Here is a 22,645-nt window from a genome sequence, read left to right as displayed (position 1 = left end):
GTGCCTGTTGAGAAGGGGAGCTTTTTAGTTTGAAAGCGAGAAAGGGCGGCAAGTATAGGGACTTAGGCAGGTTGAAAGAAGCCTTTTGAACAAAAAATAGCCAATTGGTCAGCGATCATTTTGTACGCCTGCCAGATGTGCTTCATCCCTGTCAGGACATCGTGTTTGGTAGGCAGAGGGTCTTAAGGTAAATAAAAGAATAAAGAATGATTTTTTTATAAAGCTTGTTTTTATGTTTATAAATGGTCTCCGCTATTTCTGTGGATAGATCCCTACAGGCCAGTAACCACATAGTGTACAGCGATGTATGAAAGCGGGATTATCCTGGGCGGAGGGTGTTAGGTAGCAGTGATCAGCCTGTGTGTAAAAGGGGTACTTATTCACAGGGTGGTTTATCCCTAGCTTTGTCACCGGGTTATAGGCATAGCTTAGAGGTGGTTTTCCACAGGGTTTATTTTCCCTGTGGAAATCCACTTTTCACTCTCAACTGAAGGTGAGCATTGAAATGGGCAGTTAGTAGCTAGCTGTATACGCGCAGCATTCCCTGCCACCACCTGCGTGGGTGACTGCGGACGAAGTGCTACTGATGACTGGGTGGGAGGCGCACGTGCAGACGCGTTGGATCATTGCCTGATCCACTGACGGGGAGTGTATGGCTGGGGATAAGTGCGAGATCAGTACCATGCCGAGAGCACCGTTTGGGTGATCTCGGCAATGCCGCTGCATCCAGAAGCAGTTATTTACCGATGCAGAAGCTCGAGAAGATGCGCCCCAGCAGATCGTCGGAGCTAAAGGCACCCGTAATCTCACCCAGCGCCTGTTGGGCCTGACGCAGGTCTTCAGCAAGCAGCTCTCCAGCGCCTGCCAGCGTCAATTGAGCGTGCCCATGGTCAAGATGGCGCTGAGCCTGATGCAGCGCATCCAGGTGGCGACGGCGGGCACTGAAGCCACCTTCTGCCGTTTGCTGGAAGCCCATGCAGGCCTTCAGGTGTTCGCGCAGCAATTCCAGACCTTCACTGGACTTGGCCGATAGCACCAGCGTGGTGTGGCCATCAGCGCTGGTCTGCTGGCCAACTTTCTCGGCGGATAAATCCGCTTTGTTACGGATCAGTGTGATCCGCGCAGAGTCCGGCCGGTGCTCGAGAAACTCCGGCCACAGAGCAAAAGGATCATTGGCCTCGGGCGCGGTGGAATCGACCACCAAAAGTACCCGATCCGCTTCGCTAATGGCCTTCAGCGCGCGCTCTACACCGATCCGCTCGACCTGATCCTCGGTGTCACGCAGCCCGGCAGTATCGATCACGTGCAGCGGCATGCCATCGATGTGGATATGTTCACGGAGCACATCCCGCGTAGTGCCGGCGACATCGGTGACGATAGCGGCTTCGCGCCCGGCCAGCGCATTGAGCAGGCTGGATTTACCCGCATTCGGGCGCCCGGCGATCACCACGTTCATGCCATCGCGCAGCAACGCACCCTGGCCAGCCTCGCGTAAAACTGTGGATAACTGTGCGCGTACGCCTTCGAGCAGGCTCAGTACATGGCCATCGGCCAGAAAGTCGATTTCCTCTTCAGGGAAGTCGATGGCAGCTTCCACGTAGATGCGCAGGCTGATCAACCGTTCGGTTAACTCGTGCACACGCCGGGAGAATTCGCCCTGCAGCGAGCGCACGGCATTACGCGCAGCCTGTGCAGAACTAGCCTCGATCAGGTCGGCAATGGCTTCCGCCTGAGCCAGGTCGAGCTTGTCGTTGAGGAAGGCGCGCTCACTGAACTCACCCGGCCGAGCCTGGCGTGCGCCAAGCTCCAGGCTGCGCTGCAGCAGCATGTCCAGTACGACTGGGCCACCATGGCCCTGCAACTCGAGCACATCCTCACCGGTGAAGGAATTGGGGCCTGGGAAAAACAGCATCAGCCCTTCGTCGATCACTTCTCCGACATTGTCATGCCAGGCACCGTAGTGCGCATGCCGCGGTGTCGGTTCGATGCCGCTCAGGGTGATGGCAATCATCCGTGCACGTGGGCCGGAGACCCTCACGATACCCACGCCACCACGTCCCTGGGCAGTGGCGACGGCAGCGATGGTTTCAGGTGATATGGACATACGATTCTCCAAACGCTGGATAGCAGAACGCCCCACGAGGGGGCGTTCTGTCTGTAGCTGGCGAAGCGTGGTAGATCAGGCCGCTGAAGCCTTGGTCTGCGCTTCGATCTTGCGGGTAATGTACCACTGCTGGGCGATGGACAGGACGTTGTTGACCACCCAGTACAGCACCAGACCAGCCGGGAACCACAGGAAGAAGAAGGTGAAAATGATCGGCATCATCTTCATCACACGAGCTTGCATGGGATCCGGCGGCGTCGGGTTGAGCTGCTGCTGGATGAACATGGTGGCGCCCATGATGATCGGCAAGATGAAGAACGGATCCTTGATCGACAGGTCAGTGATCCACAGGATCCATGGCGCCTGACGCATCTCGACGGACTCCAGCAGAGTCCAGTACAGAGCCAGGAACACCGGCATCTGCACCAGGATCGGCAGACAGCCACCCAGCGGGTTGATCTTCTCTTTCTTGTACAGCTCCATCATCGCCTGGGACATCTTCTGGCGATCGTCACCGAACTGTTCTTTCAGTGCCTGCAGCTTTGGCGAAACGGCGCGCATGCGGGCCATGGAACGGTAGCTGGCAGCCGACAGTGGGAAGAATGCCAGCTTGATGATCAACGTCAGAACGATGATCGAGAAGCCCCAGTTGCCCAGAATGTTGTGGATATGTTCCAGCAACCAGAAGATCGGTTCGGCAAGGAACCAGAGAATGCCGTAGTCGACCGTCTTATCCAGACCCGGCGACAGCGCAGCGAGATCCTTCTGAATCTTCGGACCGGCATACAGTGTGGTGCTGGTCTGGCCTTCAGCACCGGCAGGAATGCTCAGTGCTGGGCCGGTGTAGCCAATGATGTAGTTACCTTGGCTGTCCTTGCGGGTCTGTACCAGATTGGTGTCGTCTTTCGACGGAATCCAGGCAGTCACGAAGTAGTGCTGCAGCCAGGCGATCCAGCCGCCTTGTACGGTTTCCTTGAGACCCTGCTTGTCGATGTCTTTCATCGACACTTTGGTATAGGGCTTCTCAGCGGTCCACAGTGCTGCACCGAGGTAGGTAGCAGTGCCGGTGGCGGTGCTTGAGGATGGATCGCCGCTATTGTCGCGCTTCAGCTGGGCGAACAGATTACCGCTCCAGGCGGCACCGCTCTGGTTGTCGATCAGGTAAGAAACACCGATCTGGTAGCCGTTACCATTGATGCAACCGGCTTTCTTCTGCTCCACTTCCTTGGCCGAACAGCCTGCGACGAGGCCACGGTTGAAGGTGAAACGCTTGATGTAGTTGACGCCGGCTTCGCTGAATTTCAGATCGACCTGCAGTTGATCCTGGCCGTCTGCCAATTGATAGACGCGCTGCTCGCTGTTGTACAGCGGGCGTCCGTTGGCACGGGCGTCCGGACCATTGGTGCCGGTCAAGCCGCTTTGTGCCAGATAGAGGTGCTCGCTACCGTTGTCGAACAACTGGAAGGGCACATCGGGACGATCCTGACGACGCGGGTAGTGCGGCAGTTGCAGGCGCACCACATCACCACCGCGCGGATCGATGGCCAGATCCAGAACGTCGGTTTTGACCTGGATCAGCTCATCGCTGACAGCGACGGCCTCCACCGGGCTAGGAGCGCTGCCGTCGGCATTTGCCGTTGGGACATCGTCGTTGCTGGCAACGGAGGCGGTTTCCGGCAAGCTGGGAGCGGCTTTGCTGGTCGAAGCTGTCTGATTCGGCAGAGCGGCCTGGCCGTAGTCCTGGTTCCACTGAAGAACCATCATGTAGGACACGACTGCCAGGGCGACGATCAGGATCGAGCGTTTGATATCCATGATTATTCGGCCATCGAAGAGGATCGGGAGTGTTTCGCGAGGGGCACCGGATCGTAGCCTCCGGGATGCCAGGGGTGACAACGTCCCAGACGACGAACGGTCAGCCAGCCACCACGCAGGACGCCATGGGTTTCGATGGCTTCAAGCGCGTAGCAGGAACAAGAGGGGTAGAAACGACAATGACTGGCCATCAACGGGCTGATGGCGTACTGGTAAAACCGGATTGGAGCTTGAGCCAGTTTACGCATTCGGATTGTCGTTCACCCCAGTCTGGGCATCGGCCTGTTGGGCGGGTTTGCTGCGGGCGAGGCGTTTCCACAGTTTGCCGAACTGTTGAGCCAGTTCGGCATTCTGCAGATCGCCCAGGCCTTTACGCGCTACCACCACGATGTCCCAGCCGACCAGGTTGTCCTGGCTGAGGCGGAACGATTCGCGGATTTGGCGTTTCAGGCGGTTGCGCTCAACAGCGAGCTTGACGCTTTTCTTCCCGATCACCAGACCTAGGCGTGAATGATCAAGCTCATTGTTGCGCGCAAGCAGCAGGACACTCTTGCCCGGCGCTTTGCCACTGGGAGAGTCGAAAACTGCCTTGAATTGCCGGGGAGTTAGCAGGCGCTTCTCCCGGCCGAAGCCTCGACTCACCACAAGACTGGAATATCAGACTGCGAGACGAGCACGGCCCTTGGCGCGACGACGCGACAGGACGGCACGGCCGTTCTTGGTAGCCATACGAGCACGGAAGCCGTGGGTACGAGCGCGTTTGATGGTGCTGGGTTGGAAAGTGCGTTTCATGATGCGGTTACCTGGCTGTCGACAACGGGCCGGAATGGCCCCCGTTTTAAGAGACCGGCGATTCTAGACAAAGCCGCAGGCCAGGTCAATTTCCAACCAAGTGTTTTCGAGATAGATAAATATATAAAGGAAAGAATCTTTTAAGAAGAGCTTGTTATTGTTTTTATATTTACGTAACCAATATTCTGTGGATAAGTGCCTTTAGGCCTTTGTCTGTAAGGCTTAAGCGAGTCTGAAACTCTGTCAGAAAGCGGTGCCGCAGTTGTTAGGTACGTGGTTATAAGCTGGGGACGAAAGGGCTACTTACCCACAGGCTGATTATCCACCGAGTTTCGCCTAGGGTTGCACACTGATCTCAAGGTGCTTTATCCACAGGGTTTATAGTTATTCATCCGCCATGCGACATATCGGGTAACGCCTTGATTTGGCATGTACTCGAGAGCTTTCGTATGTGGATAACTCTGGCTGTGGAGGCTACAATGGCGACTGTTTTTGACTCAGCGCTTTTGATCAGGGGATGTCCGTGTCCGTGGAACTTTGGCAGCAGTGCGTAGAACTTCTACGCGACGAACTGCCTGCCCAGCAATTCAACACCTGGATCCGTCCACTACAAGTAGAAGCCGAAGGCGATGAGCTGCGTGTCTACGCACCCAATCGTTTCGTGCTCGACTGGGTTAATGAGAAGTACATGAGCCGTATGCTCGAGCTGTTAGGTGAGCGTGCAATGGGTGTGGTACCCGCCATATCGCTGTTGATCGGCAGCCGTCGTAGCTCGGCGCCACGGGCTGTGCTGACGCCCTCACCTTCCCAGCCGGTTTCCAATTACAGCAGCTTGCCTCCGTCTTCCCCGGCCCCCGTGCCACAGGTCATTGCACCGCCGCCAAAACCTCCGGCTCAGTCCGAGCCCTCGCGGGCAAGCTTTGATTCCATGGCCGGTGCCGCATCCAGCGTTGCTCCGGCGCGCAATGAGCGTAATGTACAGGTAGAAGGTGGTCTCAAGCACACCAGCTATCTCAACCGTACGTTTACCTTCGACAACTTCGTCGAGGGTAAGTCGAACCAGTTGGCTCGCGCTGCTGCCTGGCAGGTAGCGGACAATCCCAAACACGGTTACAACCCGCTCTTCCTTTATGGTGGCGTTGGCCTCGGCAAGACGCATTTGATGCACGCGGTGGGTAACCACCTGCTGGCGAAGAACCCGAACGCCAAGGTGGTCTACCTGCATTCCGAGCGTTTTGTGGCCGACATGGTCAAGGCGCTACAGCTGAATGCGATCAACGAATTCAAGCGCTTCTACCGTTCGGTGGATGCGCTGCTGATCGATGACATCCAGTTCTTTGCCAAAAAGGAACGCTCCCAGGAAGAGTTTTTCCATACCTTCAATGCGCTTCTCGAAGGTGGCCAGCAGGTGATCCTCACCAGCGACCGCTACCCGAAAGAGATCGAAGGGTTGGAAGAGCGCCTCAAGTCACGTTTCGGCTGGGGCCTGACCGTGGCGGTAGAGCCGCCCGAACTGGAAACCCGTGTGGCGATCCTGATGAAAAAAGCCGATCAGGCCAGGATCGATCTGCCTCACGACGCGGCATTTTTCATCGCCCAACGTATCCGCTCCAACGTACGTGAGCTGGAAGGTGCGTTGAAGCGGGTGATCGCCCACTCGCACTTCATGGGGCGTGACATCACCATCGAGCTGATTCGCGAGTCGCTGAAGGATCTGTTGGCCCTGCAGGACAAGCTGGTCAGTATCGACAATATCCAGCGCACCACGGCCGAGTACTACAAGATCAAGATTTCCGATCTGTTGTCCAAGCGTCGTTCTCGCTCCATCGCCAGACCGCGTCAGGTGGCGATGGCGCTGTCTAAGGAACTGACCAACCACAGCCTGCCGGAAATCGGTGTGGCCTTCGGCGGTCGCGATCACACCACGGTATTGCACGCCTGTCGTAAGATTGCTCAACTTAGGGAGTCCGATGCGGATATTCGCGAGGACTACAAGAATCTGCTGCGTACACTGACTACTTGATACGCAACTCCACGCACGAGGCAAGGGACTAGACCATGCACTTCACCATTCAACGCGAAGCCCTGTTGAAACCCCTGCAACTGGTCGCCGGCGTCGTGGAACGCCGCCAGACCTTGCCGGTTCTATCCAATGTGCTGCTGGTCGTCGAAGGCCAGCAGCTGTCGCTGACCGGCACCGACCTTGAAGTCGAGTTGGTCGGGCGTGTGACGCTGGAAGATGCTGCCGAGCCGGGTGAAATCACCGTACCGGCCCGCAAGCTGATGGATATCTGCAAGAGCTTGCCGTCTGACGCGCTGATCGACATTCGTGTCGACGAGCAGAAGCTGCTGGTCAAGGCCGGTCGCAGCCGTTTTACGCTGTCCACTTTGCCTGCCAACGACTTCCCAACCGTCGAAGAAGGTGCCGGGTTCGCTGACCTTCGATCTGGTGCAGAGCAAACTGCGTCGCCTGATCGAGCGCACCAGCTTCGCCATGGCTCAGCAGGACGTCCGTTACTACCTCAACGGCATGTTGCTGGAAGTGCAGACCGGTGTGCTGCGCGCTGTCGCCACCGATGGCCATCGCCTGGCGATGTGCTCCATGGAAGCCAGCATCGAGCAGGTCGAGCGTCATCAGGTGATCGTGCCACGCAAAGGTATCCTGGAGTTGGCCCGTCTGCTTACCGAACAGGACGGCACCGTCAGCATCGTTCTGGGTCAGCATCACATTCGTGCGACCACCGGCGAGTTCACCTTTACCTCCAAGTTGGTCGACGGCAAGTTCCCGGATTACGAGCGCGTATTGCCGCGTGGTGGTGACAAGTTGGTCGTTGCCGATCGTCAGGGCCTGCGTGAAGCCTTCAGCCGTACAGCGATTCTGTCGAACGAAAAGTACCGCGGCATTCGTCTGCAACTGGCCGCCGGCCTGCTGAAAATCCAGGCCAACAACCCGGAGCAGGAAGAAGCCGAAGAAGAAATCGCCGTCGAGTACAACGGTGGTGCGCTGGAGATCGGTTTCAACGTCAGCTATCTGCTCGATGTGCTGGGCGTGATGACTACCGAGCAGGTGCGTTTGATTCTTTCCGATTCCAACAGCAGTGCGCTGGTGCAGGAAGCCGACAATGACGATTCCGCTTATGTCGTCATGCCGATGCGCCTGTAATTGTCGCTGCCGCTAACAGGCAACCCAGGCGTTATTGAAATCAGCTTTGGTATGTTCGGATCAAACCCTGACCCGCTACATCCAAAGCTGATTTCGTTTCTGGCAGTACTATTTGCTTGCCCCTTCCTCGACGGCCCGCTTCATGTCCCTGATCCGCATTAACCTGACCGCGGTGCGCAATCTTCAGCCATCGACGCTGATGCCCTCCCCGCGCATCAACATCCTCTATGGCGCCAACGGCAGCGGTAAAACCAGCGTGCTTGAAGGCATTCACCTGCTCGGCCTTGCGCGTTCGTTTCGCAGTGCTCGGCTATTGCCCGTTATCCAGTACGAGCAACAAGTCTGCACTCTGTTTGGGCAGGTGAACCTGGCTGATGGGCGGCAGAGCAATTTGGGCGTTTCACGGGATCGCCAGGGTGACTTTCAGATTCGCATCGACGGACAGAATGCGCGCAGCGCAGCGCAACTTGCTGAAACCCTGCCGTTGCAACTGATCAATCCCGATAGCTTTCGCTTGCTCGAAGGCTCACCGAAAATACGTCGGCAGTTTCTCGATTGGGGAGTGTTCCACGTGGAACCTCGTTTTCTCCCCGCCTGGCAGCGCCTGCAGAAGGCCCTCAAGCAGCGGAACTCGTGGCTTCGCCGTGGTACACTTGATGCCGTTTCTCAAGCGGCCTGGGATCGCGAGTTGTGCCTGGCCAGCGATGAAATCGACAGTTATCGGCGATCCTACATACAGCAGCTCAAGCCTGTCTTCGAGCGCACCCTTAGCGAGCTGGTTGAGCTTCAGGGGCTCACGCTGAGTTACTACCGGGGATGGGATAAAGACCGCCCCCTGAATGAAGTGCTGACGTCTTCCCTGTTGCGTGACCAGCAGATTGGGCATACCCAATCCGGCCCGCAGCGGGCAGACCTCAGGTTGAGGCTTGGCGCGCACAACGCAGCGGACATCTTGTCCCGGGGCCAGCAGAAGCTGGTGGTGTGTGCCTTACGGATTGCCCAAGGGCATTTGGTTGATCAGGCCAAGCGTGGCCAATGTATCTATCTGGTGGATGACTTACCGTCAGAACTGGATGAGCAGCACCGTCGCGCATTGTGCCGTTTGTTGGAAGATTTGAACTGCCAGGTATTCATCACCTGCGTAGACCATGAATTGTTGAGCGATGGCTGGCAAACGGATACGCCGGTTTCCATGTTCCACGTGGAACATGGACGTATCACCCAGACCTCGACCACCGGGAGTGAAGCATGAGCGAAAACCAAACGTACGACTCCAATAACATTAAGGTTCTTAAGGGCCTGGATGCCGTACGCAAGCGGCCTGGCATGTACATCGGCGACACCGATGACGGCAGCGGTCTGCACCACATGGTCTTCGAGGTGGTCGATAACTCCATCGACGAAGCCCTGGCAGGGCATTGCAGCGATATCACCATCACCATCCACCCGGATGAGTCGATCAGTGTGCGCGACAATGGCCGTGGTATTCCGGTCGATATTCACAAGGAGGAAGGCGTCTCTGCTGCCGAGGTCATCATGACCGTGCTGCACGCCGGTGGTAAGTTCGACGACAACAGCTACAAGGTTTCTGGCGGCCTGCACGGTGTTGGTGTTTCGGTGGTCAACGCGCTCTCTAGAGAGCTGGTGTTGACCATTCGCCGCAGCGGCAAGATCTGGGAACAGACCTACATTCACGGTGTGCCACAAGCACCTATCGCGGCTGTTGGCGACAGCGATACCACAGGTACACAGATCCACTTCAAGCCGTCGGCAGACACCTTCGCCAACATTCACTTCAGTTGGGACATTCTGGCCAAGCGCCTGCGCGAACTGTCGTTCTTGAACTCTGGCGTCGGCATCCTCCTGAAGGATGAGCGTACCGCCAAGGAGGAACTGTTCAAGTACGAGGGTGGCCTACGCGCATTCGTTGAATACCTGAACGTCAACAAGACAGCCGTGAACCAGGTGTTCCACTTCTCCGTACAGCGTGATGATGGCGTCGGTGTGGAAGTGGCCCTGCAGTGGAACGACAGCTTCAACGAAAACCTGCTGTGCTTCACCAACAACATTCCACAGCGTGACGGCGGCACCCACCTGGCTGGCTTCCGTTCGGCGCTGACGCGCAACCTGAACAACTACATCGAGCAGGAAGGTCTGGCCAAAAAGCACAAGATCGCCACCACGGGTGACGATGCCCGTGAAGGTTTGACCGCGATCATCTCGGTCAAGGTTCCAGACCCGAAATTCAGCTCGCAGACCAAGGACAAGTTGGTCTCCTCCGAGGTGAAAACCGCGGTCGAGCAGGAAATGGGCAAGTACTTCTCTGACTTCCTGCTGGAAAACCCAAACGAAGCCAAGGCTGTTGTCGGCAAAATGATCGACGCCGCTCGTGCCCGTGAAGCGGCGCGTAAAGCTCGTGAAATGACCCGTCGTAAAGGCGCGCTGGATATCGCAGGCCTGCCAGGCAAACTGGCCGACTGCCAGGAGAAGGATCCTGCCCTCTCCGAACTGTACATCGTGGAGGGTGACTCCGCGGGCGGTTCTGCCAAGCAGGGCCGTAACCGCAAGACCCAGGCGATCCTGCCGCTCAAGGGCAAGATCCTCAACGTCGAAAAAGCACGCTTCGACAAGATGATCTCCTCTCAGGAAGTCGGCACGCTGATCACCGCGCTCGGTTGTGGTATCGGCCGCGAGGAATACAACATCGACAAGCTGCGTTACCACAACATCATCATCATGACCGATGCTGACGTCGACGGTTCGCACATCCGTACCCTGCTGCTGACCTTCTTCTTCCGCCAGTTGCCAGAGCTGGTCGAGCGCGGCTACATCTACATCGCACAGCCGCCGCTGTACAAGGTCAAGAAAGGCAAACAGGAGCAGTACATCAAGGACGACGAGGCCATGGAGGAATACATGACCCAGTCGGCCCTGGAAGACGCCAGCCTGCACGTCAATGAGAGTGCACCGGGTCTGTCTGGTGCATCGCTGGAGCGTCTGGTCAATGACTACCGCCTGGTGATGAAGACCCTCAAGCGTCTGTCGCGCCTGTACCCCATGGAACTCACCGAGCACTTCGTCTACCTGTCGGGTGTGACTACCGAACTGATGGCCGACAAGGCTGCCATGGAAAGCTGGCTGACTCTGTTCGATGCCCGCTTGAAGACCATGGAAAAATCCGGTCTGGCCTACAAGACCAGCCTGCGTGAAGACCAGGAACGTCACCTGTGGTTGCCTGAGGTCGAGCTGATCTCCCATGGCAACTCCAGCTACATCACCTTCAACCGTGATTTCTTCACCAGCAACGACTACAAAACCGTCACTACCCTGGGTGACCAGTTGAACAGTCTGCTGGAAGAAGGCGCCTACGTGCAGCGTGGCGAGCGCAAGAAGCCGGTCACCACCTTCAAAGAAGGCCTGACCTGGCTGATGACCGAAAGTACCAAGCGTCACAGCATCCAGCGATACAAAGGTCTTGGCGAGATGAACCCCAACCAGCTGTGGGAAACCACTATGGATCCTGAGGTTCGTCGCATGCTCAAAGTCCGCATTGAAGACGCCATCGCCGCTGACCAGATCTTCAACACCCTGATGGGTGACGAAGTCGAGCCGCGTCGTGACTTCATCGAGACCAACGCCCTGGCGGTGTCCAACCTCGACGTTTAAGGTCATGTCGATGGGCACATAAGTGTCGCGACATAATAAAAACCGGCCTTTTGGCCGGTTTTTATTTATAGATCAGTTACTTACAGATATCTAACGATCCCATCGCTCATCAGCAAGCAAGCTGCTATTGAGTTGCTCCCTCAACAGCTTCCATTGAGGTAGATGTTGATCCAGCAGGCTAATGAAACGTTCGTTATGGTGCCGCTCATGCAGGTGAGCCAGTTCGTGTACGAGGATGTATTCCAGGCACTGCACAGGCTTCTTGGCTAGCTCCAGGTTGAGCCAGACGCGGCGGGCTTCAATGTTGCAGGTGCCCCACTTGGTCTTCATCCGCTTTATGCCCCAGGCACGCGCGTGAACCCCTAACTTCGGCTGCCATTTCTCCAGCAGTTCCGGCATCAGGCGCTTCAGTTCAGCACGATAGAAATCCTGTAGTACCTGCTCGCGGCGCTCGATAGTGGTATCAGGGCGTATGAACAGATCCATGGTGGCCTTGCCGCGCAGAGCGATACGCAGCGCACCTGTGGTTTCGTGAACACGCAGACGATAGCGACGGCCCAGGAAGTAATGGCTTTCACCACTGACCATACACCGCTGGGACTGCCGGGGTTGGGCCTGAAACTTCGCCCGTTGGCGTTTAATCCAGCCGAGCTTGCCTACCACCGCCAGCCGCACGGCTTCATCGTCCACGGCCAGCGGAGCCGCCACGCGTACGCGACCCTGTGGTGGGTAAACGCCCAGGTGCAGGTTTTTGATCGGTTTGCGCACGACTTCAACAGTCAAACCGCTGACCGTGATGCTATGCGACTCAATACTCATGTTGATGAGTGACCAGTTCCAACAAAGTATCCAGCCGCTCGTTGTCCTGCCCTGCCGAGTAGCTACCCTGTGATTCGGCCGCGTCCTTTCCCCACTGATCCAGTACGTTCTTGATAGCGATACGCACGCGCTTGATCTTCATCGCGTTGCCACGCCAGCCGTCCATGCGGCTGTTCAGTACGGCGGTATCCACAGCCAGCGCCAGGTCAGCATCATGATCCAAGTTGTCATACAGGGCCTGTCGCGCTGCGCTGTTGATCGAGCCAGGATAATGAGTGGCGCTTGTCGGCCTCTTCGCCTGTTTGGTCAGCTCCACCACTTCGGCCAGGTATTGCTGGTAGCTGATGGCGTCTTCCTTGCGCTTGGCGATCAGCGCATCGAGCAGCGAAGACATGGTCTCGTAGTACTTCGGGTTGATCGGCGACTCATCAATGATCAACTTGCGCACGTTGTTCTCGATGGTCTCGGCCACGGCTTGCTGGCTTTCGCGGATACCCTTGGGCAGCGCGTCGATTGCACCGATACCCCTTTCGACGATCAGCTCGATCAGCGACATATCGTCGAAGGCAGAAATCTTCTCGCTGTCTTCGGCACGGATATAGGTGTCGATCAAGAAACGCATGTCCGGCTCATAGGCCTTGAGGTCGATATAGTCGCCGCTCGCCAGCTTCACCTCATCGCGTACCTTGGTGAAGTGATCGACCTCACTCTTGATCTCGTTGATTTGCTTGGCGCTGTATCCAGCCTCTTCCAGCTCGTTGGCAAGATTGGCGAAGCAGCGGATCAGTGCGGCGCTCATCTTGTACAGGTTCAGGCGTTTAGGCTCGTTGGCCTTGAGTAGCTCCGCGTTGCCCGACTCCTTGCCACAGAAGAAGCGAATATAGGCCGGCGTATCCTTGGGCTGCTCTACCGGCTCGCATAAGGCCTTAATCGCTTCACGGGCGTCCTCCAGGTCTTCCTGGGCCTTGCTCAGGCGGTCTTCCAGCAGGCCAGCTACGTCGGCCTGTTCATAGCCGTCGAGCGCGCCGCTGGTGTAGTCGCCGATAGCGCCTTCCAGCTGCTTGAACAAATCCTTGTAATCGATGATGTAGCCGTACTGCTTGTCTTCGCCATCCAGTCGATTGACCCGGCAGATAGCCTGGAACAGGCCGTGGTCGCGCATCTGTTTATCGATGTACAGGTAAGTAGCAGACGGTGCGTCGAAGCCGGTCAGCAGCTTGTCCACCACGATTAGCAGGCGCATCTGCCCAGGCTCCTTGATAAAGCGCTGCTTCGCTTCTTTCTCGAAGGTTTCCGGATCCTTATCGCCCAGCATCTGGTTGTAGATGGCGTACTGCCGTAATTTCTCGGTCAGCCCTTCACCGGTGGCCTCGCCCTTGATATCGGCAGGCGAGGGTTTATAGCTGGTGACGATGGCGCACCTCTCACCCATACCCGCTTTGCTGAATAGCTCATAGCACTTGCAGGCTTCGAAGATGCTGCTGGTTACCAGCATGGCATTGCCTCGGCCATCGGCCAGACGCTGTTTCATGGCCATATCCAGCAGGATGTCGGCGACGATTTTCTCTAGCCGCGACTGGCTCGACAGTACCTTTTGCAAGGTGCCCCAGCGCTGTTTGAGCTGAGCCTTGGCCAGGTCGTTCAGGCCCTTGGTTTTTGCCTCGAACCACTGATCGATCTTCTTTTGTGAGGTGATGTTCTGGTCGATATCGCGGGCTTCGTAACGCAGGTCGAGCACCACACCATCGGCAACGGCTTCATTGAATTTGTAGGTGTGGATGTAGCGGCCAAATACTTCGATGCTTTTCTGTTTGTCCGCTTTGAGCAGCGGTGTGCCGGTGAAACCGATAAACACCGCGTTGGGCAGAATTAGCTTCATCGCCTTGTGCAGCTCGCCGGACTGGGTGCGGTGGCACTCGTCGACGAACACATAGAGGTCGCCCTTGGCACCGAAGTCTGGCGGCAGGCTCTTGCGCAACTCCTCCATAAAGCCTTCCACGTCAGCATCTTCGCGGGTGCCGAACTTGTGGATCAGCGAGCACATCAGCCAGGGCGATGGTTGATTGAGCTTGGTGATCAGATCCGCACCACTCTTGGTACGCACGATCTCCTCGTTGACGCCGGTAAACACCTTCTCGATCTGCTCATCCAGTTCGGTGCGGTCGGTGATGATCAGTACGCGTGAATCCTGGATATTTTCTCGAATCCATTTGGTCAGCCAAACCATGGTCAGCGATTTGCCCGAGCCCTGAGTGTGCCAAATGATCCCGCCTTCGCGCCGGAGCAGGTAGCGTTGCGCTTCGCGGATGCCAAAATATTGGTTGTGTCGGCAGAGCTTCTTCACGCCGCTGTCGAACACGACGTAATCGTGAATCAACTCCAGCAAGCGCGCCTTGTTGCACACCTGCAGCACATGGCGATCCAGCAAGTTGTCTGCAGCGCTACCCTCCTCGCCTTCTTCCTTCCAGGTCAGGTAGTACTTCTCACCGGTCTGGATGGCGCCATAGCGCAAGCCCTGGGTGTCGTTGCCGGCCATCACGTACTGCAAGGTGGAGAAGAATGGCTGGATGAACTCAGGCTTCTGGTTATCCAGGTTCTGGCGAATGCCTTGATTGACCGCCTTCACGGAGCGTTTGAGTTCCAGCACGCCCAGGGCGATGCCATTCACATAGAGCACGATATCCGGGCGCTTGGTATGAGCCTTGGCTTCGGCGCCCTTGATGGTGACTTCTTCGGCAATCGCGAAGTGATTGCTGTCGGTCTGTTTCCAGTCGATCAGCCATACCGTCTGGGTGTTTTCACCGACCTCGGGCTTGATCTTCACGCCATAGCGCAGCAGCTCGTATACCGCCTTGTTACGGTCATACAGGCCCTTGCTGGCGTCATTGGCCGTCTTGTTCAGCTCGAAAATCGCCCGGGTGGCCAGGTTGGCTTCCACCCCTTGTGCCAGTAACCAGCTGCGCAGCAACTCGGGCTCGATATTGGCGTTGCCGGGGCGCTCGGCCCAATCGCCCAGATAGTCGTACCCCAGTTGCTGTTGAAACAGCGTGACCAGGCGTTGCTGGGTTTTTTTCTCGATCTGGCCGACGGTATTCATTGTTCGCTCTTCCTTGGCATATTGCGTAAGGCGGCCCGTCCTCGCTCGGTAAGACGGTACCTCTGTAGCCTGCTGCGCGGTTTATCGGCAATGGTCATTTCTATCAGGCCGCTCTCCAGAGCCGGCTTCAGGTAAGCATCGCGAAAGTGCTCCTCATGCTTGAGGCCAAGTGCTTGCTGGAGGTCGGTGCGCTTCATCTCACCCTGAAGCACACCGAGCAGCCTGGCGACTTCCCCGGTGACTTCCCCGGTGACTTCCCCGGTGGCGGGATATACGGTCAGGAAAATATCGTCATTGGCCACCAACAGATCCGATCTTTGCCGGTGTGGCCACAGGTAGCGCATGCCCTTGCCATGGCCTTGCTTGATCAGCCAACCGGCGCTGGCCAACTGGCTCAGGTGTTCACCTATCTCCCGGGGATGCTCGGCGCGCTGCGGCTGCAGGTCGAGGTTGCGTACTTCGCCAAAGCTATGAGCCATGATCAGGATGGTGCGGCTCAACTCGTCCAGCGCGGGGTAGGCATCGCCCACCAGTGCGCGCAGTTCACGCTCGACATCCTGGGGAATCATGCTGGCCAGCGGCAGGTTGATGTCGGTCATCTCCAGCCCAACCTGTTCTGATACCAGCGGTACCAGCCAGTTCTGCTCGCGCCAGGCCCGCACGATACGCTGGAAGCCGGAGCCCGCGCGCTCACCCAGACCAAGTAGCTGGAACATCTTCAACAGGTTGGGGTTGCGTGGGTCGCTTACCCCGCCCTGGTACAACTGGTCGCGCGGTACGCGCAGCAAGTCCGGGTTGCTGAAAATGAAGGAGTCCCGGCGGCGGATCACGGTAATCGGTCGGCTGGATTGATGATCAGCATGCACCAGGCTGTTGATCAGCGCCTCGCGCAAGGCCTCGTGAACGTGGGTTTCGCCCTGGCGGGTGCCAAGCCGGTCGGTCTTGAAGGGGACGTCCAGCTCCTTGCTCAAGCGTGGGAACACCCCGTAATAGAAGTTGAACAGGTTGGGCGCCCACTTGCCGTCCAAAGTCAGCCGGTAAGTCCAGCGTACGTTGGGGTCATCGGAGAGCTGTTCCTGATAATCCAGCTGGAAGTGCGGCAGCGCCTCCAGCAGGCTGCGCTCCTTGCCGAACATCAGCAGCCCGGCCAGCGTCAGCCCCGCCTGCCCGCTTTGTCGGTCGCGGCGCCAGGCGCCGAGGCTTTCCAGAAAGGTCTGCTCATCCTGGGCCAGAAACGGGTGATCAGGGTCGCGCGCCGAGAAGCGGTTGCGAAAGGCGGCCAGGGTGGCGTCGTCCAGATCGTGGCGGTCGAAGCCGGTCAGCAACTGATAGTCCTGCGCGTCGTCCGAGGCATCGCGCAGCATTTGCCGCACCTCGGCCTCTGAGCAGCGGTAGTCGCCCTCATGGTTGCGCTTGTAGCTTCCGGTCAGCGGGTTGCCGTTGAGGTACACGGGGCGCTGCTGGCGAGTGGCGCGGGGCACCTGAATCAGCAGAATGTCGCCGCCCTCGACGGCAATCAGCGACAGGTCGCTGTCGCGGCATAATGGCGTGCTAAGTTTCTGCGGGTTGTTGTGCAAATCCCAGAAGGCCTTGCGCAGCGCGTTGGCATCGCGCAACGGCTCCAGCGTGCAGACGCCCTTGCGCTCGGCCACACCCAGCACGATGCAGCCGCCCTCGCTGTTGGCCATGGCCGACAGGCTTTCCCAGAGGGATTTCGGCAACCCGCCAGCGGCTAGCTTGAACTCGACTTCCTGATCTTCACCCAGTTGCAGCAGTTCCAGCAGTGCGTCGAGGTTTAGAGGGCTTGGGGTCTGCATCATTGGCGCTCCCGATTACACCAAACGAATCCGGCCGGTCAGCAATTCCTGCATCATGCCTTGTTTTAGCTGGAGGGTTTTGTCGCGGCGTGCTTCGAGGGTGGCTATTTCAGCGTCCATATCGGAGAGGATAGTGGCGATGGCAGTTTGTTCTTTCTTGGGTGGTAGATTGAGCTCGATAGTGCTCAGAGCATTCGCACTTATGTGAACAACAGCATCCCCTTGGCCTCTACTCGTTTTTTGTCGGCAAACTTCCGGCGTATTGAGTGCATAACCAAGGAAGTTCGAGTCTGAGTTAGTTGGTCGCAGAATCACGATATCGCCGCCGGCATATGCCTCGAAAGCATTAACGAAAGCCACACATTTTCCGATCTCAGCTTTGGTCTCTCCTGACCCAGCGAACAAAAGATCACCTGGTTTTAAACGAGTGGCGCTAGCGGCTACTTCTTTCGAGATAAATGACTGGAAGGCCCGTATTTGGTTGTGATGGCTTGTATAAATCTCTCCATAGCGCACGCAAGGTAATTCTCCGCTATTGGATTGATCGCGGGTGACCCCGCTGCCTTTCATAAATGTGCCTATCTCACTCAGTGTTTTAACCTCCCAATCTCCACCAAATCCTGGCAGGCGGCGTTGGCCGGTAAGGAGTTGTTGCATGGAGGCTTGCTGGATATTGCGTTTTTTGGCAATCAGTTGATCAAGGTTACTGATCAACGAGTCTATATCGCTCAGAGCTGAGGCTATTGCATTCTGTTCCCGATGACATGGAATGGATAAAAGCGTGCTATCGAGATCGGATTTTTTGATGTGGACAAATGATGTTTTAAAGCCGTGGGCTTTTTTTGAAATTTCATCTTCAATGCGTTTGAATGCTACAAGTGCATAGTCGGAAGAGATAAATTTCGCGTCAGGGATAACTTTGAAAATGTGCTGATTGAGTACACCTTCAGGGCCTTGCCAAGACCTTGCGCCAAAGGATGATCCTAAGGTTCCTGACCATGCGAATAAAAGGTCTCCTGACTGAATCCGATGTCGATCTTCAATGTCGTTAAACGGGTAGTAATTGAATTCCGATAATGGATTGTTCAGGTTCTGAATCCGAATTATGGGCAATCCAGAGCTAGCCCACTCTGAAGGTTTGAATGCGCGCCCGTTCAAAAGGCGCATGCATTCTGAAATAGGTTTAACAGTCCAGCTTTCGGGGATTAGACCCACTTCAGTTTGCTTATACCCCGGCCTCACCTCCGCACTCATACCGCAAACCCCATCTTCGCCAGATGCGCGTTGACCTTCGCCGTCAACGCTTCGACCTCGGCATTCAGCGCCGGCAGCGGCGTCGCATAGCGCTCAGCCAGTTGGCGAATACGCCCCGTCAACGCCTGGGAAACTCGATCCAGTTCGGTCTGTACATCGGCTTGCAGCGTCGCCAGCCATTTATCGTCCACCACCAGAGTTTTCAGTTCGGCTTCGCTGAGCTGGGCGTAGTGAGCCAGTACCTTGTTATCCAGCGCTTTTTGCGCGGCTTTGACCTTTTTGCTGGCCTCTGCTTCGCGCTCGATAAGGGCCAGGCAGCCTTCCAACGCCTGTCGCTCTTCGTCTGCGTTCAAATCGTTTTTGATGGCTTTCAAGCGCGCTTTGACGCTGGCGGCAGTGAGCTTGCCCTTGTCGGTCTTACCCTCGGCCAGCGGGCCATATTCGCCGCCCTGCTCTTCGTCCAGTTCTTCCAGTTCGCGGCTGATGGCGTCGCGTTTGCCTTCCAGTTCGGTGATGGCTGCTGCTTCGGCGGCATAGTAGCGGCGTACGATCAGCTCTGGCGGCAGCAGGTCGGTATTTGGCTGGCCCTTGCTCGGGCCGCTGGCGATCAGCGGTTGCCAACCGTCGATCACCAGTTGGTACACGTCATCCTGCAGGGTGGCGTACCAGTAGTCCTGCAAGTGCTGGTAAACGTCATAGGCATTCAACAGCGGCGCGGCCTCGAAACGTTGCAGCAGGTCTTCGGCCAACTGGGTGAGCAGCGCTTTGGGTTTGTCGCCGATAGCGATAGCGGCCAGGCGTGGGCGGTACTCGCTGCGCCAGGTTTCGAACAGGCTCGCCACGGTCTGGCGGAAGGCATCGAACTCGGCGTGGCCGAAGATGGTCGGCTTGATCTCGCCGACCGCTACCTTGAGGTCGAGGTAGCCCGGGCGCTGGGCTTTGAACAAGGTATCACGCAGATTGGGCATCACCTGCCAGTAGGCCTGCAGTGCATCGATATCGCGCTCGGGAATGCCGCCGTGCAGGTGGGCTTCGATATCTTGCAGATCCTCCGCTTCGCTGGTGTCGATATAGCGCGGGATATTCAGGTTGAAGTCGTTGGCCTCGATCTCGGCCATGGGCACCAGGCGCGCGTATTTCTCTTCTTCATACTGCCCGTTGAAGGTGTCGACGATGCGGTGGATATCCTGCTCGCGCAGGCGGTTCTTGTTGCCGTCCTTGATAAAATCTTTGCTGGCATCGATCAGGAATACGCCTTTGCGACCGGCGCTGCCGGCTTTGTCCAGCACGATGATGCAGGCGGGAATACCGGTGCCGAAAAACAGGTTGGCCGGCAGGCCGATAATGCCCTTGATAAAGCCCTGCTGAAGAATACGTTTGCGAATCGCCCCCTCGGCGCCACCGCGGAATAGCACGCCGTGGGGCAAAATCACCGCTGCCTTGCCGGTGCTTTTCAGCGAGGTGAGCATATGCAGAAGGAAGGCATAGTCGCCGTTCTTTTCCGGCGGAATGCCGTAGCTGAAACGCTTGAACTCATCCTCTGCTGGATCGAAGCCATTGCTCCAGGCCTTGGTGGAAAACGGCGGGTTGGCAACGATGAAGTCGAACAGCTTGAGGTTGCCTTGTTGATCCTTCCAGTTGGGCGCACTGAGGCTGTTGTCCTTCCAGATCTCGGCGGTTTCGCAGTCGTGCAGAATCATGTTCATCTTCGCCAGGGCGCTGGTGGCGTTGTCCATTTCCTGGCCATACACGGCCAGGTCGAGGCCGGTGATGCTTTTGGCTTCGTCGTGGGCCTTGAGCAGCAGCGAGCCTGAACCGCAGGTGGGGTCGTAGATGGTCTGCTTGCTGTCGCTGGCGCTCGCCAGGTCGATGACCTGGGACATGATCCGCGACACTTCCGCCGGGGTGTAGAACTGGCCTTTGCTCTTGCCGGACTCGGTGGCGAAGTGGCGCATCAGGTATTCGTAGGCATCGCCGAGAATGTCGTCGCCCTGGGCGCGGTTGTTGCGAAAATCCAGGCCGGGAGACTGAAAGATGGCGACCAGGTTGGACAGGCGGTCGACCATCTCCTTGGCTTTACCAAGCTTTTCCTGGTCGTCGAAATCGGCAACGTCGATAACCCCAGTAAGCCGGTTGGCTTGTGCCAAGCAGGCGATGATCTTGTTGAGTCGTTCACCAATATCCGTCTTGCCCTTGGCTGCCACCATATCGGCAAAGCTGCCACCTTCCGGCACCTCGATCAGCGAGTTAGGGTCACCAGCGTATTTGTCCGACACGTATTTCACGAACAGCAGCACCAGGACGTAATCCTTGTACTGCGAAGCATCCATGCCGCCACGTAGCTCGTCGCAGGATTTCCAGAGGGAGGAATAGAGTTCGGATTTCTTGATGGCCATCGGCGAGGAGCTACCTGAGTCTGTTTGCTGGCTCAGGTAGCTGGCATGGCCATTGCGGCGCACCTGGCGCTACCCGAGGAAATATTCGTGCGCGCATTTTCAGGGCTGGGGCGGGGTACTGCAATCAGCAAACTCGAGCAGCCCGCTGGCTGCTCAAGCGTTTAGCTCATCCCCACCAATACCGCACCATATGAAAGAACACCGGTGCCGCGAAACACACCGAGTCCAACCGATCGAGCATGCCGCCATGGCCTTCGATCATATGGCCCCAATCCTTCACGCCGCGGTCGCGTTTGATCGCCGACATCACCAGGCCGCCGGCAAAGCCGAGCAGGCACACCAGCAAGGCGAACAAGCCGGCCTGCCAGAAGGTGAACGGGGTGATCCAGTAGAGCGAGGCGCCGATCAGGGTTGCCAGGGCCACGCCACCGAAGAAGCCTTCGACGGTCTTCGAGGGCGACAGGTTGGGCGCGATCTTGTGTTTGCCAGCCAGCTTGCCGCACACATACTGCAGGACGTCGGAGATCTGCACGACGATCACCAGCCAGGCGATCAGCAGCAGGTTGCGGCCTTCGTAGCCGGCGATCTCCAGGGTCAGCAGCGCTGGCACGGTGGAGATGCAGTACACCGCGATCATCAGGCCCCACTGCACCTTGGAGGTACGCTCGAGGAAGCGCGTGGTATCGCCGCCCAAGGACGACAGGATCGGCAGTAGCAAGAACAGATAAACCGGAATGAAGATGGCGAACAGGCCGTACCAGCCGATACCGATCAGCAGGTACTGCATCGGCAGCGCGAAGTAGAACGCGGCGACCAGCGCCGGGTAGTCGCTGCGCCGGGTCGGCGTCAGCGTCATGAATTCGCGCAGGGCATAGAACGACACGCAGTAGAACAGCACTACCACGCCGATGTTGCCGAACAGGAAGGCGAAGCCGATCACCAGCACCATCACCCACCAGGCGTTGATGCGTGCGTTGAGGTTGTCGATGACCGAATGCTGGCCGGGGCCGGCGCGTAGTTTCAGCAGCCAGCCGACGAGGCTGGCGAGAAGCAGAATGCCGCCAATGCCGGCGAACAACAGCAAGGTATTGCGATCCATCTCAAACCTCCTCGGGAGCCAGGGCCAGCAGGGCATCGCGGGCGCGTTCGAGGAAGGCCTCTTTGCCCTCCTCCTCGCCCATGCCCAGCGGCGCGCCGAAATTCAGGGTGCACAGCAGCGGTAGCGGCAACGCTCGACCTTTGGGCATCACGCGGTTGAGGTTGGCGATCCACACCGGAATCACCTCGACATCCGGGCGTGCCTTGGCCAGGTGATAGAGGCCCGCCTTGAACGGCAGCAAGCCGTCCTCGAGGTTGCGCGTGCCTTCCGGAAAGACGATCAGCGAGTCGCCCTCGCCTAGTGCATCGAGCATCGCCTGCAGCGGGTTGGCATTGGGATCACTGCGCTGGCGGTCAACCAGCACGCCGTTGAACACCTTCTGGATCAGGAAGCTGCGCAGCGTGCCCTTCATCCAGTAATCGGAGCCGGCTACCGGGCGCGTGCGTTTGCGCAGCTCCGCCGGCAGCGACGCCCAGAGCAACACGAAGTCGCCATGGCTGCTGTGGTTGGCGTAGTAGATACGTTGCACCGGTTGCGCGGTGCTACCGAGCCACAAGGCGCGGGCACCGGTGAGCAGCCGCGCACCAGAGGTGATGAAAAAGGCGACCAGGGACGCAAGCATG

14 protein-coding genes and 2 pseudogenes are annotated in these 22,645 nt (G+C 57.5%); 4 read left to right on the top strand and 12 right to left on the bottom strand.

The genetic code is table 11. The features are described 5' to 3' along the window. Window positions 1–736 precede the first annotated feature (736 nt). The 5 genes from mnmE to rpmH form a co-directional block, all read right to left on the bottom strand. The gene (gene mnmE, locus ACZ0AI_RS17630) at window positions 737–2,104 is read right to left on the bottom strand and encodes a tRNA uridine-5-carboxymethylaminomethyl(34) synthesis GTPase MnmE (RefSeq protein ID WP_463562986.1); all 1,368 of its coding nucleotides are present in this window, start codon (window positions 2,102–2,104) and stop codon (window positions 737–739) included. Window positions 2,105–2,179: 75 nt separating this feature from the next. Then, on the bottom strand, window positions 2,180–3,919 hold the full coding sequence (gene yidC / locus ACZ0AI_RS17625; RefSeq protein ID WP_463566170.1) for a membrane protein insertase YidC: 1,740 nt from the start codon (window positions 3,917–3,919) through the stop codon (window positions 2,180–2,182). Window positions 3,920–3,921: 2 nt separating this feature from the next. Continuing rightward, complete coding sequence (gene yidD, locus ACZ0AI_RS17620; RefSeq protein WP_463562985.1) at window positions 3,922–4,167, bottom strand: membrane protein insertion efficiency factor YidD; 246 nt, start codon at window positions 4,165–4,167, stop codon at window positions 3,922–3,924. Beyond that, a complete protein-coding gene (gene rnpA / locus ACZ0AI_RS17615) occupies window positions 4,160–4,561 on the bottom strand; it encodes a ribonuclease P protein component (RefSeq protein WP_463562984.1) in 402 nt (133 codons plus the stop codon). Before rnpA ends, yidD begins: the two co-directional genes overlap by 8 nt. A 15-nt stretch (window positions 4,562–4,576) precedes the next feature. After that, window positions 4,577–4,711: a 50S ribosomal protein L34 gene (rpmH, locus tag ACZ0AI_RS17610; RefSeq protein WP_003213577.1), complete on the bottom strand. Its 135-nt coding sequence runs from the start codon at window positions 4,709–4,711 to the stop codon at window positions 4,577–4,579. A gap of 523 nt (window positions 4,712–5,234) precedes the next feature. Between rpmH and dnaA the strand changes: the two genes are divergently transcribed. From dnaA to gyrB, 4 genes and pseudogenes are all read left to right on the top strand, one after another. Further along, on the top strand, window positions 5,235–6,734 hold the full coding sequence (gene dnaA / locus ACZ0AI_RS17605; RefSeq protein WP_463562983.1) for a chromosomal replication initiator protein DnaA: 1,500 nt from the start codon (window positions 5,235–5,237) through the stop codon (window positions 6,732–6,734). Window positions 6,735–6,769: 35 nt separating this feature from the next. After that, window positions 6,770–7,874: pseudogene (gene dnaN / locus ACZ0AI_RS17600) on the top strand (DNA polymerase III subunit beta). Between the two features lie 142 nt (window positions 7,875–8,016). Then, window positions 8,017–9,119 (top strand): annotated as a pseudogene (gene recF / locus ACZ0AI_RS17595) (DNA replication/repair protein RecF). 3 nt (window positions 9,120–9,122) lie between these two features. Further along, a complete protein-coding gene (gene gyrB / locus ACZ0AI_RS17590) occupies window positions 9,123–11,540 on the top strand; it encodes a DNA topoisomerase (ATP-hydrolyzing) subunit B (protein WP_463562982.1) in 2,418 nt (805 codons plus the stop codon). A gap of 90 nt (window positions 11,541–11,630) precedes the next feature. On the opposite strand, the gene ACZ0AI_RS17585 is transcribed toward gyrB, so the two are convergent. From ACZ0AI_RS17585 to ACZ0AI_RS17555, 7 genes are all read right to left on the bottom strand, one after another. Then, entirely contained in the window at window positions 11,631–12,359 is a 729-nt protein-coding gene (locus ACZ0AI_RS17585; RefSeq protein WP_463562981.1) for a M48 family metallopeptidase, read from the bottom strand. Then, a complete protein-coding gene (locus ACZ0AI_RS17580) occupies window positions 12,349–15,456 on the bottom strand; it encodes a type I restriction endonuclease subunit R (RefSeq protein WP_463562980.1) in 3,108 nt (1,035 codons plus the stop codon). Before ACZ0AI_RS17580 ends, ACZ0AI_RS17585 begins: the two co-directional genes overlap by 11 nt. Then, a complete protein-coding gene (locus ACZ0AI_RS17575; protein ID WP_463562979.1) occupies window positions 15,453–17,276 on the bottom strand; it encodes a Fic family protein in 1,824 nt (607 codons plus the stop codon). Before ACZ0AI_RS17575 ends, ACZ0AI_RS17580 begins: the two co-directional genes overlap by 4 nt. 12 nt (window positions 17,277–17,288) lie before the next feature. Further along, window positions 17,289–18,527 carry a restriction endonuclease subunit S gene (locus ACZ0AI_RS17570; protein ID WP_463562978.1) on the bottom strand — a complete coding sequence of 413 codons (1,239 nt, stop codon included), beginning with the start codon at window positions 18,525–18,527 and terminating at the stop codon, window positions 17,289–17,291. Then, window positions 18,524–20,986, bottom strand: a complete 2,463-nt coding sequence (locus ACZ0AI_RS17565) for a type I restriction-modification system subunit M (protein WP_463562977.1) — start codon at window positions 20,984–20,986, stop codon at window positions 18,524–18,526. Before ACZ0AI_RS17565 ends, ACZ0AI_RS17570 begins: the two co-directional genes overlap by 4 nt. Before the next feature lie 103 nt (window positions 20,987–21,089). Further along, window positions 21,090–22,022: a phosphatidate cytidylyltransferase gene (locus ACZ0AI_RS17560; RefSeq protein WP_463562976.1), complete on the bottom strand. Its 933-nt coding sequence runs from the start codon at window positions 22,020–22,022 to the stop codon at window positions 21,090–21,092. A gap of 1 nt (window position 22,023) precedes the next feature. Next, the gene (locus tag ACZ0AI_RS17555; protein ID WP_463562975.1) at window positions 22,024–22,644 is read right to left on the bottom strand and encodes a lysophospholipid acyltransferase family protein; all 621 of its coding nucleotides are present in this window, start codon (window positions 22,642–22,644) and stop codon (window positions 22,024–22,026) included. Window position 22,645 lies beyond the last annotated feature (1 nt).

This window comes from Pseudomonas sp. AC355, from assembly GCF_979258205.1.
This window is presented reverse-complemented; position numbering and strand designations above follow the sequence as displayed.